The sequence below is a fragment of the Polynucleobacter sp. IMCC 29146 genome, assembly GCF_021395195.1.
In the GTDB taxonomy this organism is placed as follows: domain Bacteria; phylum Pseudomonadota; class Gammaproteobacteria; order Burkholderiales; family Burkholderiaceae; genus Polynucleobacter.
The window spans coordinates 1-22,026 of record NZ_JAJVCR010000013.1 but is presented as its reverse complement, the minus strand read 5'-3'; the positions used below and the strand labels follow the sequence as shown (position 1 = coordinate 22,026).

Genomic DNA, 22,026 nt, shown 5'->3' with positions numbered 1-22,026 from the left:
AGGTATGCAGTTCACCAACTCATCAGCTTGGTTTTTAATTCATTTTATTACGGAGACACTATGATTAATACTTTAAAACGTTCAATATTTTTGGCAATTGTTCCTGTCGCAATACTTAGCGCAATCCTTACTGCTATTCCAGCGCAGGCTCAGCAGCAAAAGACATTAAAATTTATTGCTCAAGCGGATCTTAAGATCTTAGATCCCATCGCTACTACTGCGTATATCACTCGTAATCATGGCTATATGGTGTATGACACCTTGTTTGCTATGGATAGCAAGTTTGAAATTAAGCCTCAGATGGTTGATAAGTTCACTGTTAGTCCTGATAAAAAAACCTATACCTTTACATTACGTGACGGATTAATGTTTCATGATGGAACACCAGTAAAGTCTGCTGACGTGATCGCATCGCTTGATCGCTGGTCAAAGCGAGATGGCCTTGGTCAAAAGTTGGCTGAGTCTACCGAGTCTTGGAGTGCTACTAATGACAAAATATTCGTCCTCAAGCTCAAAAAGCCTTTTGCATTTGTACTAGATGCATTAGGAAAGCCTTCCTCAAATGTGCCCTTCATCATGCCTGAGCGTATTGCAAAGACTGATGCATTTACTAACATTACTGATCCTACGGGTTCTGGCCCCTTCAAAATGGTTAAGGATGAGTGGGTTCCTGGCAGTAAGGTAGTGTATGTAAAGAATAAGGAATATGTTCCACGCAAGGAAGCGCCTTCTTGGGCCTCTGGCGGTAAGGTAGCAAAAGTTGATCGTGTTGAGTGGCTCTACATACCTGATTCAGCAACAGCAGCAAATGCGCTTAGTAATGGTGAGGCTGATTGGTGGGAGCAAATGCCACCAGATTTAATTCCATTGCTTGCTAAAAACAGTAGTGTCAAGATAGATAACATTGATCCACTGGGTTCTATGGGTATGATTCGTTTTAATTTTCTACACCCACCATTTAATAATGAAAAAATGCGCCGTGCTGTTGCAATGGTACTAAACCAGCCTGACTATGTTTTAGGTATTGCTGGTAACCCACAAAATGGCAAACCTTGCGCTTCGTTCTTCACTTGTGGCACACCATTAGCTAGTAGTGTTGGCTCAACTTTGTTGACCGGTAAGCGTGACTTTGAAGCAGCTAAAGCGCTGATTAAAGAATCTGGTTACAAAGGTGAGAAGATCGTCATCATTTCCGCAGCTGACCAACCTATTGTGCAGTCTCAATCTCTTTTGACTACAGAGCTTTTGCGTAAATTAGGTTTGAATGTAGAGTTGCAAGCAGGTGATTGGGGTAGCTTGATTACGCGCCGTACCTCTAAAGAACCTGTTGATAAGGGTGGTTGGTCAATTTTCCACACATGGCTTGTTGGTCCTGACCTTCTTAATCCAGGCGTAAACTTTGCCATTCGTGGTAATGGTGACAAAGCCTGGTTTGGTTGGCCATCTGATCCAAAGATAGAGACATTGCGTGAAGCGTATTTTGAGGCCCCTAATGCTGCTGCAGCTAAAAAAGCAGCAGAAGCGGTGCAGGGCCGTGCATTTGAATTCTTGCCATATGTGCCTACTGCGCAATTTATCTTGCCAACAGCCTATAGAACGAATCTTTCTGGAATCATTGTGGCGCCAATGGCATTTCTTTGGAATGTGGAGAAAAAATAATTTCCTTTTTGTTTAAGAGTTTAGGAGTTATTTTTTGCTTTCATACATAGTAAGGCGTTTGGGCGCAACGATAGTCGTAATGGCTGTCGTTGCGTTCTTTGTTTTTTCACTGCTCTATCTCACTCCTGGCGATCCTGCGGCAGTGATTGCAGGAGATGTTGCCAGTGCTGACGATATCGCACGAATTCGCCAATCCTTAGGTTTAGATCAGCCTTTTTTAGTGCGCTTTGGAAATTGGGTTTGGGCGCTTTTTCATGGCGATCTCGGCACCTCTATTTTTAATAATCTGCCCGTATCTAAGTTAATTTCTCAGAGGGTAGAGCCCACTTTATCCTTAACCATTTGCACCCTAATTGTGGCTATTGTGACTTCTGTGCCTTTGGGTGCTATCGCAGCAGCCCGTGCAGAGAGCAAATTAGACCATGCCATCATGGGATTTTCGGTACTTGGATTTTCTTTACCAGTCTTTGTTCTTGCTTATCTATTGATCCTACTTTTTTCATTGCAATTACAGTGGTTGCCAGTACAAGGTTATCGACCGATCAGTGAGGGTATTTGGCCTTGGTTCCGCCATTTAATTTTGCCTAGCTTGGCTTTGGGAACAGTTTATGCAGCTCTGATTGCCCGTATTACTCGTGCCAGCGTTTTGGATGTTTTGTCACAAGACTATATTCGTACAGCTCAAGCAAAGGGCTTAAAAGAGCGAGACATCATGATTCATCACGCGCTTAAGAATGCGGCTGTTCCTATTATTACGATCATTGGTATTGGTATTGGTTTGTTGATCTCTGGTGCTGTGGTAACTGAAACGGTTTTTGCCATCCCCGGAATTGGTAGACTGACTGTTGATGCAATTTTGCGTCGTGACTATCCCATTATTCAGGGAGTCATTTTAATCTTTTCAGCCACCTATGTGATCGTCAATCTGTTAATCGATCTATCTTATATCTTTTTTGATCCACGTATACGTTATTAAATGCCATGATCAATAACTCAAGTGTGAAACATGTTGATTGGTCAGGACAACTCTTCAAACTTAGTCATTTTTTTAAAGCACAATTACCAGCCTTATATCAACGCTACCCCTTTGCTGTCATTGGGGCTGCTACTTTATTCTTCATGGGGTTTATTGCAATATTTGCACCCTATTTGGCTACAGTCGATCCTCAGGCAGTAACACCTTTGAATCGCTTGAAACCACCAAGTTGGCAAGATTGGTTTGGCACAGATGCCCTAGGGCGAGATGTTTACAGCCGAGTAATGTATGGAACGCGTGTTTCTCTGACCGTGGGTATCGCAGTGGCATTACTAAGTACCTTCATTGGGACGGCTATAGGTTTAGTTACGGGCTTTATAAGGTGGCTAGACCCCATAGTCATGCGCATTATGGATGGCTTGATGTCAATTCCATCAATTTTATTGGCGATTGCCTTAATGGCGCTAACCAAAGCAAGCATGGAGAATGTGATTATCGCCATTACCTTAGCAGAGATACCTAGGGTTGTACGTTTAGTACGCAGTCTGGTCTTAAGCTTGCGTGAACAGCCCTATGTTGAGGCGGCGGCTGCAGCGGGTACGCCCTTGTTGAAAACTTTATTACGGCATATTTTGCCGAATATTGCAGCACCTTTACTGGTTCAGGCGACTTATATTTGTGCATCTGCAATGATTACTGAGGCAATACTATCTTTTATTGGTGCCGGAACACCACCCAATATTCCTAGCTGGGGAAATATCATGGCCGAGTCACGAAGCCTCTTTCAGATTGCTGGCTATCTGATTTTTTTCCCTGCTATTTTTTTATCGGCAACTGTCTTGGCCGTGAACTATTTAGGTGATGGCTTACGTGATGCTTTAGACCCTCGTTTATCCAGGAGAATGTAAGCGATGAGTCAAACTACTGGAAAACCTATTTTAGAGGTTGAAGATTTACGTACCTATTTTTACACGCGTGATGGTGTTGTGCGTTCTGTTGACGGCGTATCTTTTTCTGTATCTGAAGGAGAAACTTTGGCAATTGTAGGTGAATCAGGATGCGGTAAAAGTGTTACCTCTTTATCAATTCTGCGTTTAATTGCTTCACCACCAGGAAAAATTATTTCTGGATCGATTCGATTTCATGGCAAAGATCTATTAGACTTCTCTGATGAAGAGATGCGCGATATTCGCGGTGACAAGATCTCTATGATTTTCCAAGAGCCGATGACCTCTTTAAATCCAGTGCTCACTGTTGGCAGGCAAATAGGAGAGGTTTTAGAGTTGCATCGCCATTGCAGCATGGAAGAGACGCGTATTCGAATCCTCGAACTGCTAAAGATGGTTAATATTCCTGAGCCAGAAAGCCGGATGAATGAATATCCTCATCAACTTTCTGGTGGCATGCGCCAGCGCATCATGATCGCTATGGCTTTAGCTTGTGATCCTGAAATTTTGATTGCCGATGAGCCCACCACGGCTTTAGATGTCACTATTCAGGCACAAATCTTAAATCTCATGCGTGAACTCAGAGACAAAACCCGAGCAGCTATTATTTTAATTACTCATGACTTGGGTGTTGTTGCTGAAATGGCACAGCGTGTGGTAGTGATGTATGCCGGACGTAAGGTAGAAGAAGCCAGCGTAAATGATTTATTTGAAAAGCCGATGCACCCATACACCCTAGGTCTTTTAAATTCTATGCCCCGCCTTGACGATTCTGCTTCCAAACGCTTAGTTGAAATTCCGGGTATGGTACCGTCAATGCGAAATGAAATCATTGGTTGCGCATTTGCACCACGTTGCTCAGCAGCTACTGAACGATGCTCTCTAGAATCGCCCCCGCTCAAAGATTATGAGAATGCACATTGGGTGGCTTGCTGGAATCCAGTTTTGTTAAGACCAGCGTATGAATAAGAGCAAAAATAAGCTCTTAGAGCTTAAAAATTTATGTAAGCACTATCCTATCCATAAGGGAATTTTGAGTCGCATTACTGGCTATGTTCATGCGGTTGATGGAGTCAGCTTTTCTATATATGAAGGTGAAACACTTGGACTAGTTGGAGAAAGTGGCTGCGGGAAGTCTACTGTTGGTCGCACAATTCTTCGATTAATAGATCCGAGTGCTGGGGAAATTTATTGGCGAGGCGAAAGAATTGATCAGCTAACCAGGGCCCAAATTCGACCCTATAGAAAAGAAATTCAGGCAGTTTTTCAGGATCCCTACTCTTCTTTAAATCCTCGTATGCGAGCAGCCGATATAGTTGCCGAGCCCTTAAGAAATTTTGAGCCACTATCTCAAGTTGAAGGACGTGAGAGAGTGCGTGAACTTTTTGCCCTAGTTGGTTTGCGCCCCGACCAAATGTTACGTTACCCCCATGAGTTTTCAGGTGGACAGCGGCAACGCTTGGGTATAGCAAGAGCGCTCTCAGTAAAGCCTAAGCTCATTATGTGTGATGAGCCAGTTTCTGCACTAGATGTCTCAGTGCAGGCTCAGGTGATCAATCTCTTAGGTGATTTACAGCAAGAATTTGCTGTGTCCTACTTATTTATTGCACATGATTTAGCAGTGGTCAAGTATATTAGCCATCGCATTGCAGTGATGTATTTAGGGCGTATTGTTGAATTAGCAGAAACAGCAGAGCTCTTCAATCGCCCATCTCATCCCTATACAGAGGCCTTACTTTCAGCAATACCTATTCCCGACCCTAAACATCAGCGCAAGCAAATTGTACTAAGAGATGATGTACCAAGTCCAATTAATCGTCCAAGTGGTTGTCATTTTCATACCCGTTGTATTTATGCTCAAGAACGCTGCAAAGTAGAAGCTCCCTTGTTAGAGGAGCTATCAAGTGGGCATTTTGTTGCCTGCCACTTTAAGTTAAATACTTAATGTCCAAATAGCAGTTGCAATTAATAATGCAGCTAATATGTAGTTAAATATCACAAGACGTTTACCTGTGGACAGCCAAGTCTTAAATAGAGCTCCAGCGAGGGCATAAGTCATATTGCTTATAAACGCAAAGAACATTACTACTGCACAAGCCATCATCAATCGTTCATCTGGGTTTGGGCTTGGTTGGCCTTCCGCATAAATAATCCAAGAACCCATGATTGTAATAGCCAATAACCAGACTTTAATATTAAGCAATTGAATCGCGACACCTCTGGCAAAACCCATATTCAGTCGGGCGGGATTAACCTCATGAAGTAGTTTGCTTTTGCAAAGCTTTAGAGCTAACCAGATTAAATAGGTGCAACCCAGTATTTTGATACCAAGACGAATACTTGGTATTTCAGTAACTAAAGCGCCAATACCAAAGACACTAGCAAGCATAATAACAAGCCACCCTATTGGCACAGCTAAAGCAAAAGGAATCGTGCGGCGGAATCCTTCATTCGTTGCAATTGCTGTCGTGAGCATCGTATTAGGACCAGGGGAGAATGTCATGATTGCACAAAAAAAGATTAATGCAATAAATTCGTTGAAGCTAAAGATAGAGAGCATATTCAATATGACAAGGCTAGCTTAATTTATCTAAGGGATATATCGGACGCCTAATATGCTTAATGTCAAACCAATCGTAGTTTGAACTTGTAGGCCCGCCCTGATCGGAGTCGCACTCAACAAAGCCTTTACTTAATGGAAAAAAAACAGGGCGGCAATACATTCTCGATTTAAGTAGTATATAGGTTTTGGATTCTATTTTAATACCTAGACTAGTCATGACGGCAATATCATAAGGCTCTACTCTTTCCGAGCTAATGACAATTTGAGCATGGGCCGTTTCAAACAGAACGCTGGACCCCATGTTCAAGATCGAACCCGTAAATATTGGGCCAGTGACTTTAATCTTGCCATCGCTAATAGCTTTAACAACGCCCTTAAGCTTTAAGGGATGTTTACGGACACCACGATAAGTCCAGCCTGATTTATTTCCAAGCTCAATCTCTACTGACTTGTTTGGCCCAAGCAGAATCAATTGTTGAACGAGATCTGGATCGGCGATGGGCCCAGCTGCAATATTACTCAGTCCAGCTTGGAGGGCAGCCTCCAAAATATCAGTTGTATCACATGGTCCACCAGACATGACATTATCACTGTGATCTAACAATAAAACAGGTTCCGATGCTGCTGATAGCGTCAGTTCACGCGCCTTATTAAGTGCCTGTGCAATGGGAATACTTTTATAAATAAACCCATCTGCTTGAGACAGAATCATCTCTTGTAACTCATCGGCAATCTCGTTTCCGAGTTTGGCAGAAGCAGGATAGTTTTGATCTGCAATCACAATCACTGACATACCGGCATCATGAAAGTCCGCTAGGCTAAAGCCAGCCAAGATCGAGATTCCTAAAATACCCGGCTTTTTTTCCATTTCGATAGCCGCTTGCACTACTTCTTGCATAGCGCCTTCATTAGTATTGCTTCTGAGAGTATGAGATAGTAAAGGGATTTGACGATATGCCATTGAGGGCTTTATTTTCTCTTTGAGTAAATCTCGTAAGAGTTGGCCAACATGCAAGCCTGTCTCATACATATCAACATGAGGATAAGTTTTAAAACTTACTATCAGGTCACTATTTATAACCATCGCAGGAGTGACATTAGCATGGAGATCGAGTGCTACTGCAATGGGGACATTTGGAGCAATTGTTTTAATTTTTTTCAGTAAATCTCCTTCACCGTCAACTGAGAACTCTGAAACCATAGCCCCATGTAGATCTAGTAAAACGGCATCGCAACCTTGTTCAACAGTCTCCAAAATGCTATTACAAATAGATTCATACGCTTTCCCGTCAACTGTTCCGCTGGGATTTGAAAAGGCGCAGACAGGTGTCACAATTTTTACTTGCTCTTTTTTCGCAATCTCAATAAAAGCGCCCATTGCTGTTCTTGCGCTCTCTTGATTTTTAAAAGCATGCTCATTCCAGAGTGGATTAAATGCCTCTAGTGGCGTGGGGATGGGAGAGAATGTGTTGGTTTCATGCTGAAAGCGCGCAATGACCCATTTACCTAAGCTTTTTTTCTCTTGCATCAGTCTTGCCGTATAAATTAGTGATTAACTGGCTTGGCAAATGCAAGCATAGAGTGAAGTAGAACATTGGCTCCAGCCTCGATATGTTCTGCTTTTGCATCTTCAATCTCATTATGGCTAACACCATCTTTACAGGGTATAAAAATCATTCCTGTCGGAGCTAAACGATTCATGTAAATTGCATCATGGCCAGCACCAGATACCACATCCATCTGAGAATAGCCTAACTCAATGGCTGCCCGCCTTATAGTATCAACACAATCGCTATCAAAATTGCATGGTGGAAAGTACGATACTTCTTTTAAATCAATCACAATCGATTTTTCAGAAGATATTTGCAAAATATATTTTCTAAGCAGAGATGTCATCTTTTCAAGTATTGCAGAGTCAGGATGCCGTATATCAATTGAAAATTGAACTTGTCCTGGGATTACATTTCTACTGTTTGGAAATACTTGAACCATGCCAACAGTACCTCTACCATGCGGCTTAAATTCATTGGCAATGCCCACCACCTTTTGCATAATATTTATCGCATTTTGTAGAGCGTCAACTCTAATATCCATTGGTGTTGGGCCCGCATGTGCTTCAAAGCCATGCACTATGCAATCAAACCAACGTAAGCCCATGACTGCGGGTACCACACCAATTACCTTTTCTTTGTTTTCAAGAACTGGGCCTTGTTCAATGTGTACCTCAAAGTATGCGCCACAAGGATGTTCGCCCGGTATTTGCTCTCCCAGAAAACCAATGCGTTGCAATTCATCTTTGACTTTTTTTCCCTCAATATCTGATGCTCCATAAGCATGATCTAGGCTCACCTCTCCAGCGAAAACACCTGAGCCCATCATCACTGGAGTGAAGCGCGAACCTTCTTCATTCGTCCAAAAAACTACTTCAATAGGAGCTTGGGTTTGAATTCCATGTTCATTAAGTGTTTCAATCACTTCTAAACCAGCGAGTACACCATAATTACCATCGTATTTACCACCAGTAGGTTGTGTATCGATGTGGCTGCCAGTCATGATTGGGGCAAGCTGCAAATTTTTCCCTAAGCGACGCATAAAGGTATTGCCGATTTGATCAATAGTGATCTCAAGACCTAAGCGGCGCGCTTTTTCTACAACCCACAGACGACCTTGTTTATCTAGGTCAGTGAGGGCAAGTCGGCAAACACCTCCCTTTAGGGTGCCTCCAATTTGTGCGAGCTCAAGCAGTGATTGACATAACCTATCACCACGGACTCGAAGATCACGTAATAGACTTGCGCTCGTCAAAACTAAAAGGCTTTCTTTAAAACCTTACCAAAGGTTTCAATAAAAGACTCCACTTCAGTTGGCTTAGCAACAAAAGGTGGGGCAAGTGCAACAGTATCTCCAGTGATACGTACTAAAATTCCATTCTCAATACAACTCTCTAAGACTTGCATACCCCGTAAACCTGGGTTACCTGCAATGGGCTCTAGATCAAATCCAGCAGAAACCCCACAGTTACGAATATCTAGTACTCCAGGTATGCCCTTCAAAGAGTGGGCTCCCTGCTCTAATACCGTATCTAATACTTTAGTTTTTTCGATAATGCCATCAGACTCAAAAATATCGAGTGCCGCATGCGCAGCAGCAGTGGCAATAGGATGACCAGAGTAAGTGAACCCATGGAAAAACTCAACCAATTGCTCTTGACCTCCAGCATTGACGATAGCTTCATAAATATCTTCACGCACGATAACACCACCCATGGGAATAACGCCATTAGTAATGGCTTTGGCAAAGGTGATTATGTCAGGTTTCACACCAAAACGGTCGGCTCCAAAATTAGCGGCTAGGCGCCCAAAGCCAGTAATGACTTCATCAAAAATCAAAAGAATGCCGTGTTTGTCACAGATTTCACGAATTTTTTGTAAGTAGCCGACAGGTGGAACGATCACGCCGGTAGAGCCTTGAACAGGCTCCAAGATCACAGCAGCAATATTACTAGCATCATGAAGCATCACGATGCGCTCCAAATCATCAGCTAAGTGCGCACCCCACGTAGGCATCCCTCTTGAAAACGCCATTTGAGAAAGATTCAGAGTATGAGGAAGATGATCAACTCCAGGAACCATCATTGCGCCAAACGATTTTCGATTAGTAGGAATACCGCCAACAGAGATGCCACCAACACAGCCGCCATGATATGCGCGTTCACGTCCTATAAAGCGAATGCGACTAGCATCGCCCTTGGCACGATGATATGAAAGAGCAATTTTGAGTGAGGTGTCAACAGCCTCAGAACCAGAGTTCACAAAAAATACTTTATTTAAGCCTGGAGGCGCGTACTGAGTAATTCTTTCAGCCAGGCGAAATGTTTCTGGGCCAGCCATTTGAAATGCAGGAACGTAATCCATTTTTTGGTACTGCTTTTGGATGGCTTCGATAATACGTGGATCGCCATGCCCTAGAGGTGAAGTCCAAAGGCCAGAGGCACCGTCAAATAATTGACGACCATTGTCATCGGTATAGTAAACCCCTTTCGCGGCCACCATAATCTTGGGTTTACTCTTAAAGTAACGATTCGGAGTATATGGCATCCAATAGGCATCCATATTGATAGTATTGGCAGATGGGCTTGATTCTTTAAATTGTGTTGTCTCAATTTTCATGTTGTACTTACCTCGATATTTTTAATGATTATGCCAATCTATGATGAGCCGCTCAAATAGAATAGTGCATTGGTTTATTTTTTCGCTATAGCAAAACTCGTTGGTTTGATGTGCCATTTCTGGTTGCCCTGGCCCCAAGACTACCGTTGGAGGGTCACCAATGAGCCCCTTCAAGGCTGATGCATCTGAAAAGTAAGAAACTGATTTAGGACTTGCTTTTAACCCATTGATTTCTTGGCATTGAGCAAATACGGTTTTAATCCAAGGGTGATCTGGCGGGGTATATATGCCTTCGACATCCATGATGGTCTCTAATTTTATATTGGGCCCAAGCACTTTGCATAAGCAGCCATAGATGTGTTTGTGACTTTGTCCAGGTACTGTGCGAATATCTAAAGTCATTTCTGCTGCATCGGGTACCGAGTTGATATTCAGACCGGCCTTGGCAGTTCCAACATTCATTGTCCCTTGTCCCATTAGGTCATGAGGTGGGGTATCGAACTGAAATTTTTCCATCAGGAGCGCACCCTTAGCGATTTTAAAGAATGCGTTATCTCCTCGTTCTGGCATAGAGCCATGAGCTGTAATCCCTTCTGCTTTTGCTCGTAACCAAAAGGCTCCTTTATGGCCAATGATGGGCTCATTCGCAGTAGGCTCGGCAACAATGAAGCAACCCACATTGCCAATAAAATCAATTACCTGCTTCTGAGCAGCTATATAAAAAGCGCCTTCACAGCCCGTCTCTTCGCCTGCAGTAATGATTAAACTGACTCCATTACCGTTTTTGGATAGTTCGGCAGTACGCATAGCGGCGACCACAAAAGCCGCGATTCCACTTTTCATATCGCTTGAGCCACGTCCAAAGAGCTTACCATCATGAATTTCACCCGCAAAGGGATCATAGTCCCATTGACGGTCACCTAAGGGAACAACATCCACATGGCCCGTAAAGCAAATATTAGATTTACCTGGAGTTCCTTGAATGCGAGCCACGACACTACGCCTCCTCGGGGCAAAGTCAACATTCATACATTCAAACTGAGCGGACTTCAATAATTCAGTTAAGTAATTACACAGCTCATCCTCGTTCCCCGGAGGATTAATCGTATTAAAGCAAATTAAATCTTGGGTTAGCTTAATTGGATCTGGAATATTCATTGAATGATTTGGCTCTATCTAATTTCTGCTAAATACTAATTATAGTAAGTCACTGATTAAAGAAGCAATAAATCGCTAATCCCATGAGCTTCCTCTTGTTTTTCAGTTGTAATCAGCTTAGATATCATCCTACCAGCTTTTCTATCCCTTGAAAATAAGGGATAGAAGGCCCTCAATTTTTTAGTTCTCCTCTTTGTTAAGTGACGGAGGGGTGGTATGGGGGCAATTACTACAAAACCGCCCTATTTAGAAGCCTTGGGCGCCAAATTAGGCCTGCAGTAGCTTTCCTTAAGCTCAATATGTTGCCTTGCATGCAAAACTGATCCAATTAGCGCCCTAATTTGCATGGAATTTCAGTCCAGTATCTGTTTAATATAGGCCGCTAGTCAAAGATAACTCCATCACTTGGCTGGATTAAAGTTAGATGCAAATGGTGGATCAGTTTTAGATGGAAATTAACACCCACGACCAAAGAGAGTTCTTCTACAGCAAGTCATTACAGCTAAATGGGTTGATTTTGAACGACTGAAAGCAAATTAGAAGCCACCAACCCCCCCCACTAACGTTACTTAAAGTAACGCTCAAAAAAATACCAACCCTAGAGTTGGTATCGTGATTTTGGTGGGCCCACCAGGACTAATTACCTGCCAATATTATTCAAAACTAATCATCCACCCCGCCAATAGATAGGCGCTTAAGGTGGAGATACTCCTCAATGCCGTACTTGGATCCCTCTGTGCCAATCCCAGATTGTTTAGTGCCTCCAAATGGAGCTACTTCAGTTGCAAATACCCCCTTATTGATACCCACTACCCCAACCTCTAATTGCTCTGACACTCTAAACATTCGTCCAATATTTGTTGTATGCACATAGGCGGCAAGACCGTAGTCCGTGTCGTTGGCCATTTCAATGACCTCTTCCTCAGTTCTGAATTTAGCAATGGCCGCTATGGGGCCAAAGGTCTCTTCCGAGTACAGTCGCATCTTATTGGTGAGATTTAATAAGATGGTAGGTTCAAAGAAATTTGCACCTAGGGCGTGACGTTTACCCCCGGTAAGCAATTGAGCGCCATGAGTTAAAGCATCTTTTACATGGGTCTCCATCTTATCGACTGCATGCTGATCAATCAGCGGCCCTTGAGTAACCCCATCCTCGAAGCCATTACCTACTTTTAATGCCTGAACTGCTTCAAAGAAATACTCCACAAATTGGTCATGAACGGATTCTTGTACATAAATACGATTGGCACAAACACAAGTTTGCCCAGAATTACGAAACTTACATGAAACGGCATCTTTTACTGCTTTTTTAATATCGGCATCATCAAAGACTATGAATGGTGAATTACCACCAAGCTCTAGGGAAAGTTTTTTAATGGAGTCGCTACTTTGTCGCATCAATATCTTTCCGACCTCAGTCGAGCCCGTAAACGTTATTTTACGAACGATCCGATTGGTGGTTAACTCCATTCCAATGGTTTCAGGGTCACCAGTGACTAGATTAAAAACACCGTTGGGAACCCCCGCTTGCTGTGCAAGCACAGCAAGCGCAATGGCCGAATACGGTGTTTGTTCTGCTGGCTTTAACACTACGGTACATCCAGCAGCTAAAACAGTAGCAACCTTTCTGGAGACCATTGCGCTCGGCATATTCCACGGAGTAATGGCCCCACAAACACCGATGGGTTCCTTTAGAACAATTGTTCTGGAATCCCGTTGCGGCTGAGGAATGACATCCCCATAAATCCTTTTACCCTCTTCCGCATACCAATCAATAAAGCTAGCTGCGTAGGCGACCTCATTTTTAGCGTCAATCAACGGACGCCCTTGCTCTAGAGTCATTATGGTTGCCAGGTCATCTTTATGTTCAAGTACTAAGTCATACCAGCGACGCAAAATGACCCCGCGCTCACGGGCGGTTTTTTCTCGCCATCCTCGCCATGCGTTCTTTGCGGCCAATATTGCCCGCCTGGTTTCCGAAGTTCCCATATTTGGGATTGTGCCAAGCACTTCTCCCGATGCGGGATTAAGTACATTGAGAGTCTGATTAGAATCAGATCCACACCAGATGCCATCGATCACCCCCTGCTCGCGAAAGAGAGATTTATTCTTTATGCTTATCAACATGTGAATGCAGCCATAAAGTTACTCACTGATTTTTGCCTCTTTGGCGATCTTGGTCCAATGTTCAAGCTCTTTGCGAACTTGTTCGGTAAATTGCTCAGGCGAATTTCCAACGGGGATCGCACCTTCACTGGCTAATTTTTGCTTCACATCAGGCATGGCCAATATTTTTTGGATATCCGCATTTAACTTAGCAACAATAGGTTGAGGGGTTCCGGCAGGGGCGAATACTCCATACCAAGAATCAGAAGAAAAATTACTAAGGCCCGCTTCAGTAAAGGTTGGAACTGAAGCAATTGCCTGGTCTCTTTGTGGAGCAGCGACAGCAATTGCTCGTAAAGCCCCAGAACGTAAGTGCTGGACTATGCTAGGAGCTAATGTAAACATCATATCAACGTGACCACCAATGACATCAACCAATGCCGGAGCAGCTCCTTTGTAAGGGACATGGACGATATCGACACCAGCACGTAACTTGAACATCTCGCCAGTCATATGAGCAGAGCTTCCAGAACCAAACGAAGCGTAACGCAAAGACCAAGGTTTTTTATTTGCTAGGTCAATGAGTTCTTTTAAGTTTTGCGCTGGCACATTTGGATTTACAACTAAGACAAATGGTGATGCAGCAAAATTACTGACGCTGGCGAAATCTTTTAATGGGTCATATGGCAATTTAGAGTTAATCGCTGGATTCATGGTTTGAGTACCAGTGGTTCCAAGTAATAATGTATATCCGTCCGGTGGAGACTTTGCTACTAATTGTGCGGCAATCCCGCCAGCTGCGCCAGCACGATTTTCGATAATCACTAATTGAGATGTAACCACAGCAAGCTTATCTCCAAGCATTCTGCCAAGAATATCAGCTGTTCCGCCAGGTGGAAATGGTACGATTAACTTGATCGGTTTATTCGGATACGTCTGAGAATGAGCGATAGAGGTACAAACAAATAATAAGCATAGGAAGCGAACTAACTGATATACGATTTTCATAAAACCCTTTATGCTAATTTTAACTATTAAAATTTTGATTAGTCATGATGCTGCATAATTAAAGTCTGCATCGCTAGCATGTTAATTTACATCAAATCCTAACCCGCCAGTTGCATTGAAATCAGATCCACCTAAGTGATGAGGTAATTTTTCACTAGCAGACCATATTAAACAGATGTTGGGCTAAAATTAGATGAAAATTAAGGCCTTAATTGGACTGGAATTTGATGCAAAGGGACGCACCAAATCCAAGTTTTATCGGTAGTTTTTCTGACCTTTTTAAAAAAATTCGAATCCCGAACCCATCACCAATGTGACCTAAAAAGTCATTACACACTTCATTGCACACCCTATTTTGACGCTTGTAAGCTATTGAATTAATTAGGCTTTTAGGTGGAACAATATTCTTTTAATCCGCTGTTTTTCCCATTAGACCCATATAGATCTTGGGCTTCGAGTTGATCTATGGTCCTTTAATATTTATATCACTTCATCATAATCAAATTCAATTAAATCATATTCATGGCTAATTCAACAGAGACCCTCCTGAACTGCTGTCAATTTAGTACCACGGCAATGCGAGGCATTTTCTTTTGGCCTTAAAGGGTCGTCACAAGTTAAGAGTAAGATTAACTAAATTAAAAAGTAGTTATAAAAACTGATCGGGGCAAAATGAAAATCACAACAAAATTATTATTGGTGCTAATTACCTACTTTGGCCTTAGCCCAGTATTTGCGGCTGGCAAGATTGAAATGACAGAGTACATGGTTCCGAGCGATACCCCAGGAATTTCCCTCTATGTGCGCAATAAGCACCTAACTGGGATGAAAAAATTCTCCCCTGAAAAAACCTTGCTTTATGTGCATGGATCAACCTATCCAGCAGAAACTGCTTTTGATTTATCGCTTGGCGGGACTTCTTGGATGGAATATATAGCCTCAAAGGGTTACGATGTTTGGCTGGTTGACTTACGGGGTTATGGCAAATCAACTCGCCCCCCTGAACTGGAACAGCCCGCTGAACAAAATCCCCCCATTGTCCGGACCGATGTTGCAGTCAGGGATGTTTCAAGTGCAGTGAATTACATCTTAAAAAAACGTAACATTAATAAGACGAATTTACTCGGCTGGTCTTGGGGAACTACCATTATGGGTAAGTACACAACCGAAAATAATGAAAAGGTAAATAAGTTGGTTTTGTATGCTCCTCAATGGTTACGTCAAGGCGGAGCGCCCTTGACTGATAAAGGGGGGGCATTGCCCGCTTATCGAGTGGTATCAATCGCTGATGCAAAAAATCGTTGGCTTACTGGCGTGCCTGAGAATGCAAAAGCCAATTTAATTCCTCCAGGTTGGTTTGAAAAATGGGCCGATGCTACTTTTGAGACAGACCCATGGGGTAAAACACAAAGTCCTAAAAAGCTGAGGGCCCCTAATGGAACAGTTCAAGACTCACGTGAATACTGGACGGCTGGCAAGCCTGTTTACGAGCCTAAAGATATTCGCGTGCCCGTCATGCTAGTTCATGCCGAGTGGGATGCTGACCTGCCTAGCTACATGCTGTACGAGTACTTCACAAAACTTGAAAATGCGCCGTATAAGATCATGCTGCAGATTAGCGAAGGAACGCACTCAATCATCATGGAAAAAAATCGCATGCTTATGTTTACAGGCGTACAAGAATTTTTAGATAGCTCTTTTAAGCCCGAGAAGTAGGCTTCTTAGTTGACCCATCATAGCCATTAAGGGGCACTTAAACCACCTTTGTGATCAATAAATATTTCATTCCACGGCACAGAGTGGTCCCTCCTATGCCTAAAACTGTAAAGTATGTGTCCGGTATAAAGTATTAACTATGTGTCGAGTCGCACAATGAGCCCTCACTACTGAAAATGAAATTGTTCTTATCAATGTTGGCGATCATGATGCGATGTATTGAGAAAAGCGTCTGCCAAATAGACGCTTAATAAATTTGCTCTAGATAGAACAGTCGGCCTAGGAAATGGTTAAACTGGGCAGATGTTAATACAAATTACAAACCTACTACTTCAAGTATTTGTAAGCATTGTCGCCGGTGCCTGTCTTTTGCGTTGCTATATACAGTGGCTTGGATCTAATCTTGGGGCTGGTCAAATTAAATCCATTGGGTCTTACTTGCACCCTCTCACCAATTGGATCATTCTGCCAATTCGCCGGGTTATTCCTAGCCTAGGTCGATTTGATACCGCTAGCTTTCTTGCTGCCTATGTTCTCGTTTTAGGCAAAACAATTATCTTATCTTGGATATCTGGGCTAATACCTTTGACTGTATCTTCGCTGATTATTACCTCGATTGAGCTTTTAGACTTAACGATTTCGGGTCTCATTTGGCTGGTTTTCGCAAGCGTCATTCTCTCTTGGATCAGTGCTGGTTCTCAAATCCAATGCCTTATATCTCTTTTAGTCGAACCGCTTCTTAGGCCCATTCGACGAGTAATACCCAATCTAGGTACCCTTGATTTATCACCTCTCGTCTTATTATTGATTTTGCAAGTACTCCAGATTGTTTTAAGCAGCCTAAAGTAGAAAAAAATAAATTGGAGTCACGCACAATGCAGAAACTTGTTCGCCTTGGGTTTTTAATTCCTCCTGGTAACCCTAATACTGAAGGTGAAGTGATTAAGATGGCGCGCCCAGAGTTCTCAGTACATTTCACCAGAATGGTTGCATTTGGTGAAACGGGCAGTTTATTGGGACAAGATGAACGTAATCAATCCCAAATTGACCATCTCGATGAAAATCTTGAGTTAATGAAATTGGTTAAGCCCAAGGTAGTAGCTATGGCTCATACGGCTAACAGCTATACCCTAGGCAAAGATGGTGAGGCGAAATTAGTTGATCGTCTGCAAAAAAAGTTTGAAATTCCATTCATTACTGCTTTTGGTAGCGTAGTGACCGCATTAAAAAAAATTGGAGTGAGCAATATTGCCTTTGGCACACCCTATAGCGAGCAAAATACTCTACGCTGTAAAAATTTACTGGAAGAGTATGGATTTAATATTATTCACTTTGGTAACTTACCAGACGTAAAAAATATCTATGATGAGACCCCCGAAAGAGCAGGTCAACTCATGAAGCAAGTAAATGCTTCTGGGGCTGATGCCATATTTGTGAGTGGCGTTGGCATGCCCACGATTGATGCCATAGACAATGCAGAACGTAATCTTGGAAAACCCATTATCTCCAGTATTGCAGCAACCATGTGGAACTCCTTAAGAACTGCTGGGGTCAACTGCAATATTCAGGGGTTTGGATCATTACTATCAGGTAAATATAACTAAGGAATACATGATGAAACTATTTAAAAATATTTTTTTTACTGTCTTTTTATTTAGTATCATTCACTTAGTGAATGCTGCTCCATTTCCTGACCGTGCGATTAAATTAATCGTTCCATTTACAGCCGGTGGTAATGTGGATATTTCAGCGCGTACGATTGCACAAGGCTTAACTGAGCAACTTGGCCAATCGATCATCGTAGAAAATAAGCCTGGCGCTAATACGATGATTGGTACTGACTTTGTTGCTAAGTCACAGCCTGACGGCTATACCCTTCTTTTAGCGGGCGCAGAAGGTCTTGCCATTAATCCTCATGTTTACAAAAAAGTGAATTACGATGCACTGAAAGATTTTTCTGCAGTTGGTATAGTGGGTAGCTTTCCTTTTGCGCTAGTAGTCAGCCCTAAGCTGAACGTCAATACTCTTGCAGAATTTATTGAGTATGCTAAGGTGCGCCCAGGAAAATTAAATTTCTCCTCTTGGGGTATTGGCAGCACATCTCAAATTGCTTTTGAGAAATTTAAACAAACAACAGGAATTGATTTAACTCATGTTCCTTTTCAAGGCGCAGCGCCAGCGATCACTGCGATAGCTTCTGGAGATGTTGATGCGATGATGGTGCCCTTATCAGTTGCCCTACCACAAGCTATCGGCGGAAGAATTAAAATTCTCGGGGTGAGTTCTGAAAAACGCATACCTACATCAGATAGCATTCCCACTCTTTCAGAACAAGGCGTTCCTGTAGTCATCAGTGGCTGGCAAATTTTGGTGGCTCCGAAAAATACCCCTAGCGCTGTCATTCAAACACTTAATCAAAGTTTGAATAAAGTACTTAATAGCGAAGTTGTCCGAACTAGCTTAACTAAGGGGGGCATAACCCCATCACCAGGTACATCTGCGCAAGCGAATGCCATGATTGAATCTGAATGGACTCGCTGGGGCAAAGTAGCTAAAGATGCCAAGATCAGCTTAGATTAAAAAGCTACCCGTTGGGCTTACTCAACAATTAATTTAAAAAAGCTCTCTTTGGCTTTGATGCTAAATTAACGGTAGTTCAAGATCTTAATAGAACTTTATAAGGCACCCTCTGAAACTACGCTTTATTTAAATAATGGTTCAGCCGGTATGTCACTTGGATTTTTAAAGAGCTCAACTAAGGAGTTTCCCATCGGAATACCAATGACTGAGCCTTTTGGTGGGATCGGCGCTAAAAACCATTTCTGATAAACATTTTTTAGCTCGCCAGATTTCATCATGTCTTTAATTTGGTTATCGACCCCCGCCTTAAATACCGGATCATCCTTGCGCAGCATAATTGCGATCGCCTCAACACTTAATGGGTCACCCACGATTTTATAATCTCCAGGTGATTTACTAGCGGCAATATTTCCAGCTAGTATGTTGTCATCCATAGCAAAAGCATCGGCTCGATCAGACTCAACCAATAAAAATGCTTCGGAGTGATCCTTGGCATAGGTTACATCTAACTTAACGCCTTTAAGCAGTTCCAGCTTACGTAAATGCTGTACAGGGGTAGTACCAACGGTTGTAACAATTTTCTTTTTGATTACATCATCAGTGGAATTAATGCCAGAAGATTTTTTAACCGCATAGCGTGCCTCAGTTACATATGTTGTAACTGCAAAATCAACTTGCTCTTTTCTGGCGGTGGTATTGCTAGTTGATCCACATTCAATATCAATTGTCCCATTTTGGATTAAAGGAATACGATTTTGAGGTGTAACAGCCATGTAATTAATTTTGGCATTTGGGTATAGTTTTTTTAATATCCTCTCACATAATTCAACATGATAACCAGAATAAGCATTACTACCTACCATATAAGAAAGTGGTGCTGAGGATTCTCTTACGCCTACATTAACAATATTTAATTTTTTAATTTTTACATCAGTATTATTTAATTGAGCCTGCACATTAATAGAAATAAATAAAGTCAATAGAATTGGTAATGAGCACATTTTCATAATAATTTCCAGTAAGAAATAATAATTCGTTAAATTGCTTTTAAACTAACTTCTAGTGCCTTATCAAGTATTGCAATAGCCCTTTCAATTTCTTGATTAGATACAGTTAGGGGCGGCGCAATTCGCCATACAGATCCGCGCTCTGGTCGTCTGCGAATATTCATACTTAATCCTAACTCAAAACATTTTTTAGTGGTTAATTCGCCCAACTTATGGTGTGCCAATCGCGTTTTTCGATCTTGCACTAATTCAACACCAAACAATAAACCTTCGCCTCTAATATCGCCAATACAATCATATTTATTTTGTAACTCAAGTAGTTTATTTCTTAAATATGCACCAGTAACGTTAGCTTTATCGATTAAACTTTCATTCTTAATGGTATCTAGAACCGCTAAGCCAACTGTAGCAAGTAAAGGATCGGAAACATGGCTGGTATAAAAAGAGAAGCCCTTCTCATAAATATCTTGTTCAATTTTTGGTGTAGTCACCACAGCCGCTAATGGAAGACCCCCACCCATTGTTTTTGATAGGGTCATGATATCAGGGACAATTCCAAATAAATCGGAGGCTGTTCTTTTCCCGATACGACCAAAGGCAGTTTGCGCCTCATCATAAATGAGTAACATACCGCGATCATCGGCAGCCTTACGTAATGCTTGCATATAACTTTTTGGCGGAATTAGTACTCCACCTGCGCTAATTATTGGCTCGATAATAATAGCAGCGCCTCTGCCTGTTGAAGCCATGTCAAACATTTTCAAGCCAATTTCTAGACTTTTCAATGCAGATTGCTCTGAGCCCAATTCTGGAATATAAGGTCGATACATGTTGGGCTCAGGTAATACGAAAACGCCCGCTGGAGGCACGCCATAACCTTTCCGATCACTCGCAAAAGAAACTGAACTTGCTACACCTGTAACCCCATGCCAAGATCCTCCAACAGCCAAAATCTCATAGCCGCTGGTATACATTTTTGCCATCCGTAAAGCAACTTCATTACTTTCTGAGCCGGTGTTAATAAAAATAGACTTAGTTAAAGATGGTGGCATCCACTCTGTTGCAACTTTGGCCGCTAATTGCGCCACAACCTCTGGAATCATTCCGCTAAACATATGAAAGGCTTTTTTACTGGCCTCATTTACAGCATTAATAATGGCAGGATGATTATGACCGATGGTGGCACACATCTGTCCCGAAGTGAAATCTAATATTTCACGGCCAGTATCATCAATTACGATCGTGCCTTTAGCACTTTTAAAAAGATTAGGAAAAACATCTCCACCATATCTAACCATATACTCTTGTGCCGCAGCTCGAAGTGCCTTATCCATCTCCATTCTTCTTTCTATATTTTTTATGACGCTCAAAGCTATTTTTAAAAAAGGGATATGGCATTCTCCCTCGTTTTTCACTTTGAATCAGACTAGTTTTTATCCTACCAGATTTTTCTTGCCTTTGCCTAGCGAACCATATTAAAGGGATGCTGGACTGAAATTTGATGAAAATTAAGGCGCTATTTGGACCAGTTTTAGAGGCAAAGGAACAAAATAGAGTATCTCAACAAACTAGAGTACCCCAAAAGAAACAAAATCAACCAATTTTTCTTCAATGCTTTACTATAGAAAAACTCTCTTTGGCTGTGGACCTAAATTGACAGCAGTTCAGCTACTAAGAATTGAACTTGGAATCTTGGAGGTTAGATTGTTAATCCTACTCTGACGTGTTTGATGATATGGACAGGGCACCTAAATTGGCAAAACAATAAGCTCATCAATCAAAGACGAATCAAGAACTGCAATCCTATTTGCTATTTTCAATTCATTTTCAATTTTTACCAACTCATCTAAGTAGAATCCAGAGACAAACAAGCTAGCACCTGCGCCCTGTTTTGTTCTAGAAATAAGAAAACTTGTTTTAACAAAAATTTTATTATCTAGCTGATTTTTAATAATTGGAAAACTGAGGATATGTCGATAAGTATGAGGCTCAAATACATTTGCCTTAAGTGGGGGTGTACTAAATTTTGTGTAAACGGTCTAATAATGGGTAAAAGCCCACTCCATAGGAGTAATGATGATGACCGAAGCAGCAAAACGAGCAGTACCCCAAGAACTCATTGATAGCCTGCTGGCAG

At 42.1% G+C, this 22,026-nt stretch carries 18 protein-coding genes; 9 read left to right on the top strand and 9 right to left on the bottom strand.

Features of this window, described 5'->3' with window-relative positions:
• Positions 1–60: 60 nt before the first annotated feature.
• From LZT22_RS11635 to LZT22_RS11615, 5 genes are all read left to right on the top strand, one after another.
• On the top strand, positions 61–1,659 hold the full coding sequence (locus LZT22_RS11635; RefSeq protein ID WP_233925431.1) for an ABC transporter substrate-binding protein: 1,599 nt from the start codon (positions 61–63) through the stop codon (positions 1,657–1,659).
• Between the two features lie 34 nt (positions 1,660–1,693).
• Positions 1,694–2,635 carry an ABC transporter permease gene (locus LZT22_RS11630; RefSeq protein WP_233925430.1) on the top strand — a complete coding sequence of 314 codons (942 nt, stop codon included), beginning with the start codon at positions 1,694–1,696 and terminating at the stop codon, positions 2,633–2,635.
• 119 nt (positions 2,636–2,754) lie between these two features.
• Complete coding sequence (locus tag LZT22_RS11625; protein ID WP_233925451.1) at positions 2,755–3,543, top strand: ABC transporter permease; 789 nt, start codon at positions 2,755–2,757, stop codon at positions 3,541–3,543.
• A 3-nt stretch (positions 3,544–3,546) separates the two neighbouring features.
• Entirely contained in the window at positions 3,547–4,551 is a 1,005-nt protein-coding gene (locus tag LZT22_RS11620) for an ABC transporter ATP-binding protein (RefSeq protein WP_233925428.1), read from the top strand.
• Entirely contained in the window at positions 4,544–5,527 is a 984-nt protein-coding gene (locus LZT22_RS11615) for an ABC transporter ATP-binding protein (RefSeq protein ID WP_233925426.1), read from the top strand. The genes LZT22_RS11620 and LZT22_RS11615 overlap by 8 nt, the downstream gene beginning before the upstream one ends.
• On the opposite strand, the gene LZT22_RS11610 is transcribed toward LZT22_RS11615, so the two are convergent.
• The 7 genes from LZT22_RS11610 to LZT22_RS11580 form a co-directional block, all read right to left on the bottom strand.
• Entirely contained in the window at positions 5,516–6,085 is a 570-nt protein-coding gene (locus LZT22_RS11610) for a LysE family translocator (RefSeq protein WP_233925425.1), read from the bottom strand. The two genes, LZT22_RS11615 and LZT22_RS11610, sit on opposite strands and share 12 nt — an antisense overlap.
• Positions 6,086–6,158: 73 nt before the next feature.
• A complete protein-coding gene (locus LZT22_RS11605; protein WP_233925424.1) occupies positions 6,159–7,673 on the bottom strand; it encodes a M81 family metallopeptidase in 1,515 nt (504 codons plus the stop codon).
• A 17-nt stretch (positions 7,674–7,690) separates the two neighbouring features.
• Entirely contained in the window at positions 7,691–8,950 is a 1,260-nt protein-coding gene (locus LZT22_RS11600; protein ID WP_233925423.1) for a Zn-dependent hydrolase, read from the bottom strand.
• A 2-nt stretch (positions 8,951–8,952) separates the two neighbouring features.
• The gene (locus tag LZT22_RS11595) at positions 8,953–10,314 is read right to left on the bottom strand and encodes an aspartate aminotransferase family protein (RefSeq protein ID WP_233925422.1); all 1,362 of its coding nucleotides are present in this window, start codon (positions 10,312–10,314) and stop codon (positions 8,953–8,955) included.
• Between the two features lie 21 nt (positions 10,315–10,335).
• A complete protein-coding gene (locus LZT22_RS11590; RefSeq protein ID WP_233925421.1) occupies positions 10,336–11,472 on the bottom strand; it encodes a M20 family metallopeptidase in 1,137 nt (378 codons plus the stop codon).
• Positions 11,473–12,135: 663 nt separating this feature from the next.
• Positions 12,136–13,599 carry an NAD-dependent succinate-semialdehyde dehydrogenase gene (locus LZT22_RS11585; protein ID WP_233925420.1) on the bottom strand — a complete coding sequence of 488 codons (1,464 nt, stop codon included), beginning with the start codon at positions 13,597–13,599 and terminating at the stop codon, positions 12,136–12,138.
• An 18-nt stretch (positions 13,600–13,617) separates the two neighbouring features.
• On the bottom strand, positions 13,618–14,586 hold the full coding sequence (locus tag LZT22_RS11580; RefSeq protein ID WP_233925419.1) for a tripartite tricarboxylate transporter substrate binding protein: 969 nt from the start codon (positions 14,584–14,586) through the stop codon (positions 13,618–13,620).
• Positions 14,587–15,258: 672 nt separating this feature from the next.
• On the opposite strand from LZT22_RS11580, the gene LZT22_RS11575 reads away from it, so the two are divergent.
• The 4 genes from LZT22_RS11575 to LZT22_RS11560 all read left to right on the top strand — a co-directional run bounded on the left by LZT22_RS11575 (position 15,259) and on the right by LZT22_RS11560 (position 18,882).
• Positions 15,259–16,302: an alpha/beta fold hydrolase gene (locus tag LZT22_RS11575; protein WP_233925418.1), complete on the top strand. Its 1,044-nt coding sequence runs from the start codon at positions 15,259–15,261 to the stop codon at positions 16,300–16,302.
• Between the two features lie 303 nt (positions 16,303–16,605).
• On the top strand, positions 16,606–17,151 hold the full coding sequence (locus LZT22_RS11570) for a YggT family protein (protein WP_233925417.1): 546 nt from the start codon (positions 16,606–16,608) through the stop codon (positions 17,149–17,151).
• Positions 17,152–17,177: 26 nt separating this feature from the next.
• Positions 17,178–17,906: a hypothetical protein gene (locus LZT22_RS11565; protein WP_233925416.1), complete on the top strand. Its 729-nt coding sequence runs from the start codon at positions 17,178–17,180 to the stop codon at positions 17,904–17,906.
• Between the two features lie 10 nt (positions 17,907–17,916).
• A complete protein-coding gene (locus LZT22_RS11560; RefSeq protein WP_233925415.1) occupies positions 17,917–18,882 on the top strand; it encodes a tripartite tricarboxylate transporter substrate binding protein in 966 nt (321 codons plus the stop codon).
• Positions 18,883–19,004: 122 nt separating this feature from the next.
• Here LZT22_RS11560 and LZT22_RS11555 read toward each other — a convergent pair whose 3' ends face one another.
• Positions 19,005–19,862, bottom strand: coding sequence for an amino acid ABC transporter substrate-binding protein (locus tag LZT22_RS11555; protein WP_233925414.1), 858 nt, complete (start codon positions 19,860–19,862; stop codon positions 19,005–19,007).
• A 56-nt stretch (positions 19,863–19,918) separates the two neighbouring features.
• Entirely contained in the window at positions 19,919–21,223 is a 1,305-nt protein-coding gene (locus tag LZT22_RS11550) for an aspartate aminotransferase family protein (RefSeq protein WP_233925413.1), read from the bottom strand.
• Positions 21,224–22,026 lie beyond the last annotated feature (803 nt).

Excerpts from the sequence above, each read along its gene's own strand:
- LZT22_RS11605 (WP_233925424.1), bottom strand. The coding sequence starts at position 7,673 with ATGCAAGAGAAAAAAAGCTTAGGTAAATGGGTCATTGCGCGCTTTCAG.
- LZT22_RS11570 (WP_233925417.1), top strand. The coding sequence starts at position 16,606 with ATGTTAATACAAATTACAAACCTACTACTTCAAGTATTTGTAAGCATT.
- LZT22_RS11610 (WP_233925425.1), bottom strand. The coding sequence starts at position 6,085 with ATGACATTCTCCCCTGGTCCTAATACGATGCTCACGACAGCAATTGCA.
- LZT22_RS11575 (WP_233925418.1), top strand. The coding sequence starts at position 15,259 with ATGAAAATCACAACAAAATTATTATTGGTGCTAATTACCTACTTTGGC.
- LZT22_RS11590 (WP_233925421.1), bottom strand. The coding sequence starts at position 11,472 with ATGAATATTCCAGATCCAATTAAGCTAACCCAAGATTTAATTTGCTTT.
- LZT22_RS11565 (WP_233925416.1), top strand. The coding sequence starts at position 17,178 with ATGCAGAAACTTGTTCGCCTTGGGTTTTTAATTCCTCCTGGTAACCCT.
- LZT22_RS11550 (WP_233925413.1), bottom strand. The coding sequence starts at position 21,223 with ATGGATAAGGCACTTCGAGCTGCGGCACAAGAGTATATGGTTAGATAT.
- LZT22_RS11595 (WP_233925422.1), bottom strand. The coding sequence starts at position 10,314 with ATGAAAATTGAGACAACACAATTTAAAGAATCAAGCCCATCTGCCAAT.
- LZT22_RS11560 (WP_233925415.1), top strand. The coding sequence starts at position 17,917 with ATGAAACTATTTAAAAATATTTTTTTTACTGTCTTTTTATTTAGTATC.
- LZT22_RS11635 (WP_233925431.1), top strand. The coding sequence starts at position 61 with ATGATTAATACTTTAAAACGTTCAATATTTTTGGCAATTGTTCCTGTC.
- LZT22_RS11615 (WP_233925426.1), top strand. The coding sequence starts at position 4,544 with ATGAATAAGAGCAAAAATAAGCTCTTAGAGCTTAAAAATTTATGTAAG.
- LZT22_RS11585 (WP_233925420.1), bottom strand. The coding sequence starts at position 13,599 with ATGTTGATAAGCATAAAGAATAAATCTCTCTTTCGCGAGCAGGGGGTG.
- LZT22_RS11580 (WP_233925419.1), bottom strand. The coding sequence starts at position 14,586 with ATGAAAATCGTATATCAGTTAGTTCGCTTCCTATGCTTATTATTTGTT.
- LZT22_RS11620 (WP_233925428.1), top strand. The coding sequence starts at position 3,547 with ATGAGTCAAACTACTGGAAAACCTATTTTAGAGGTTGAAGATTTACGT.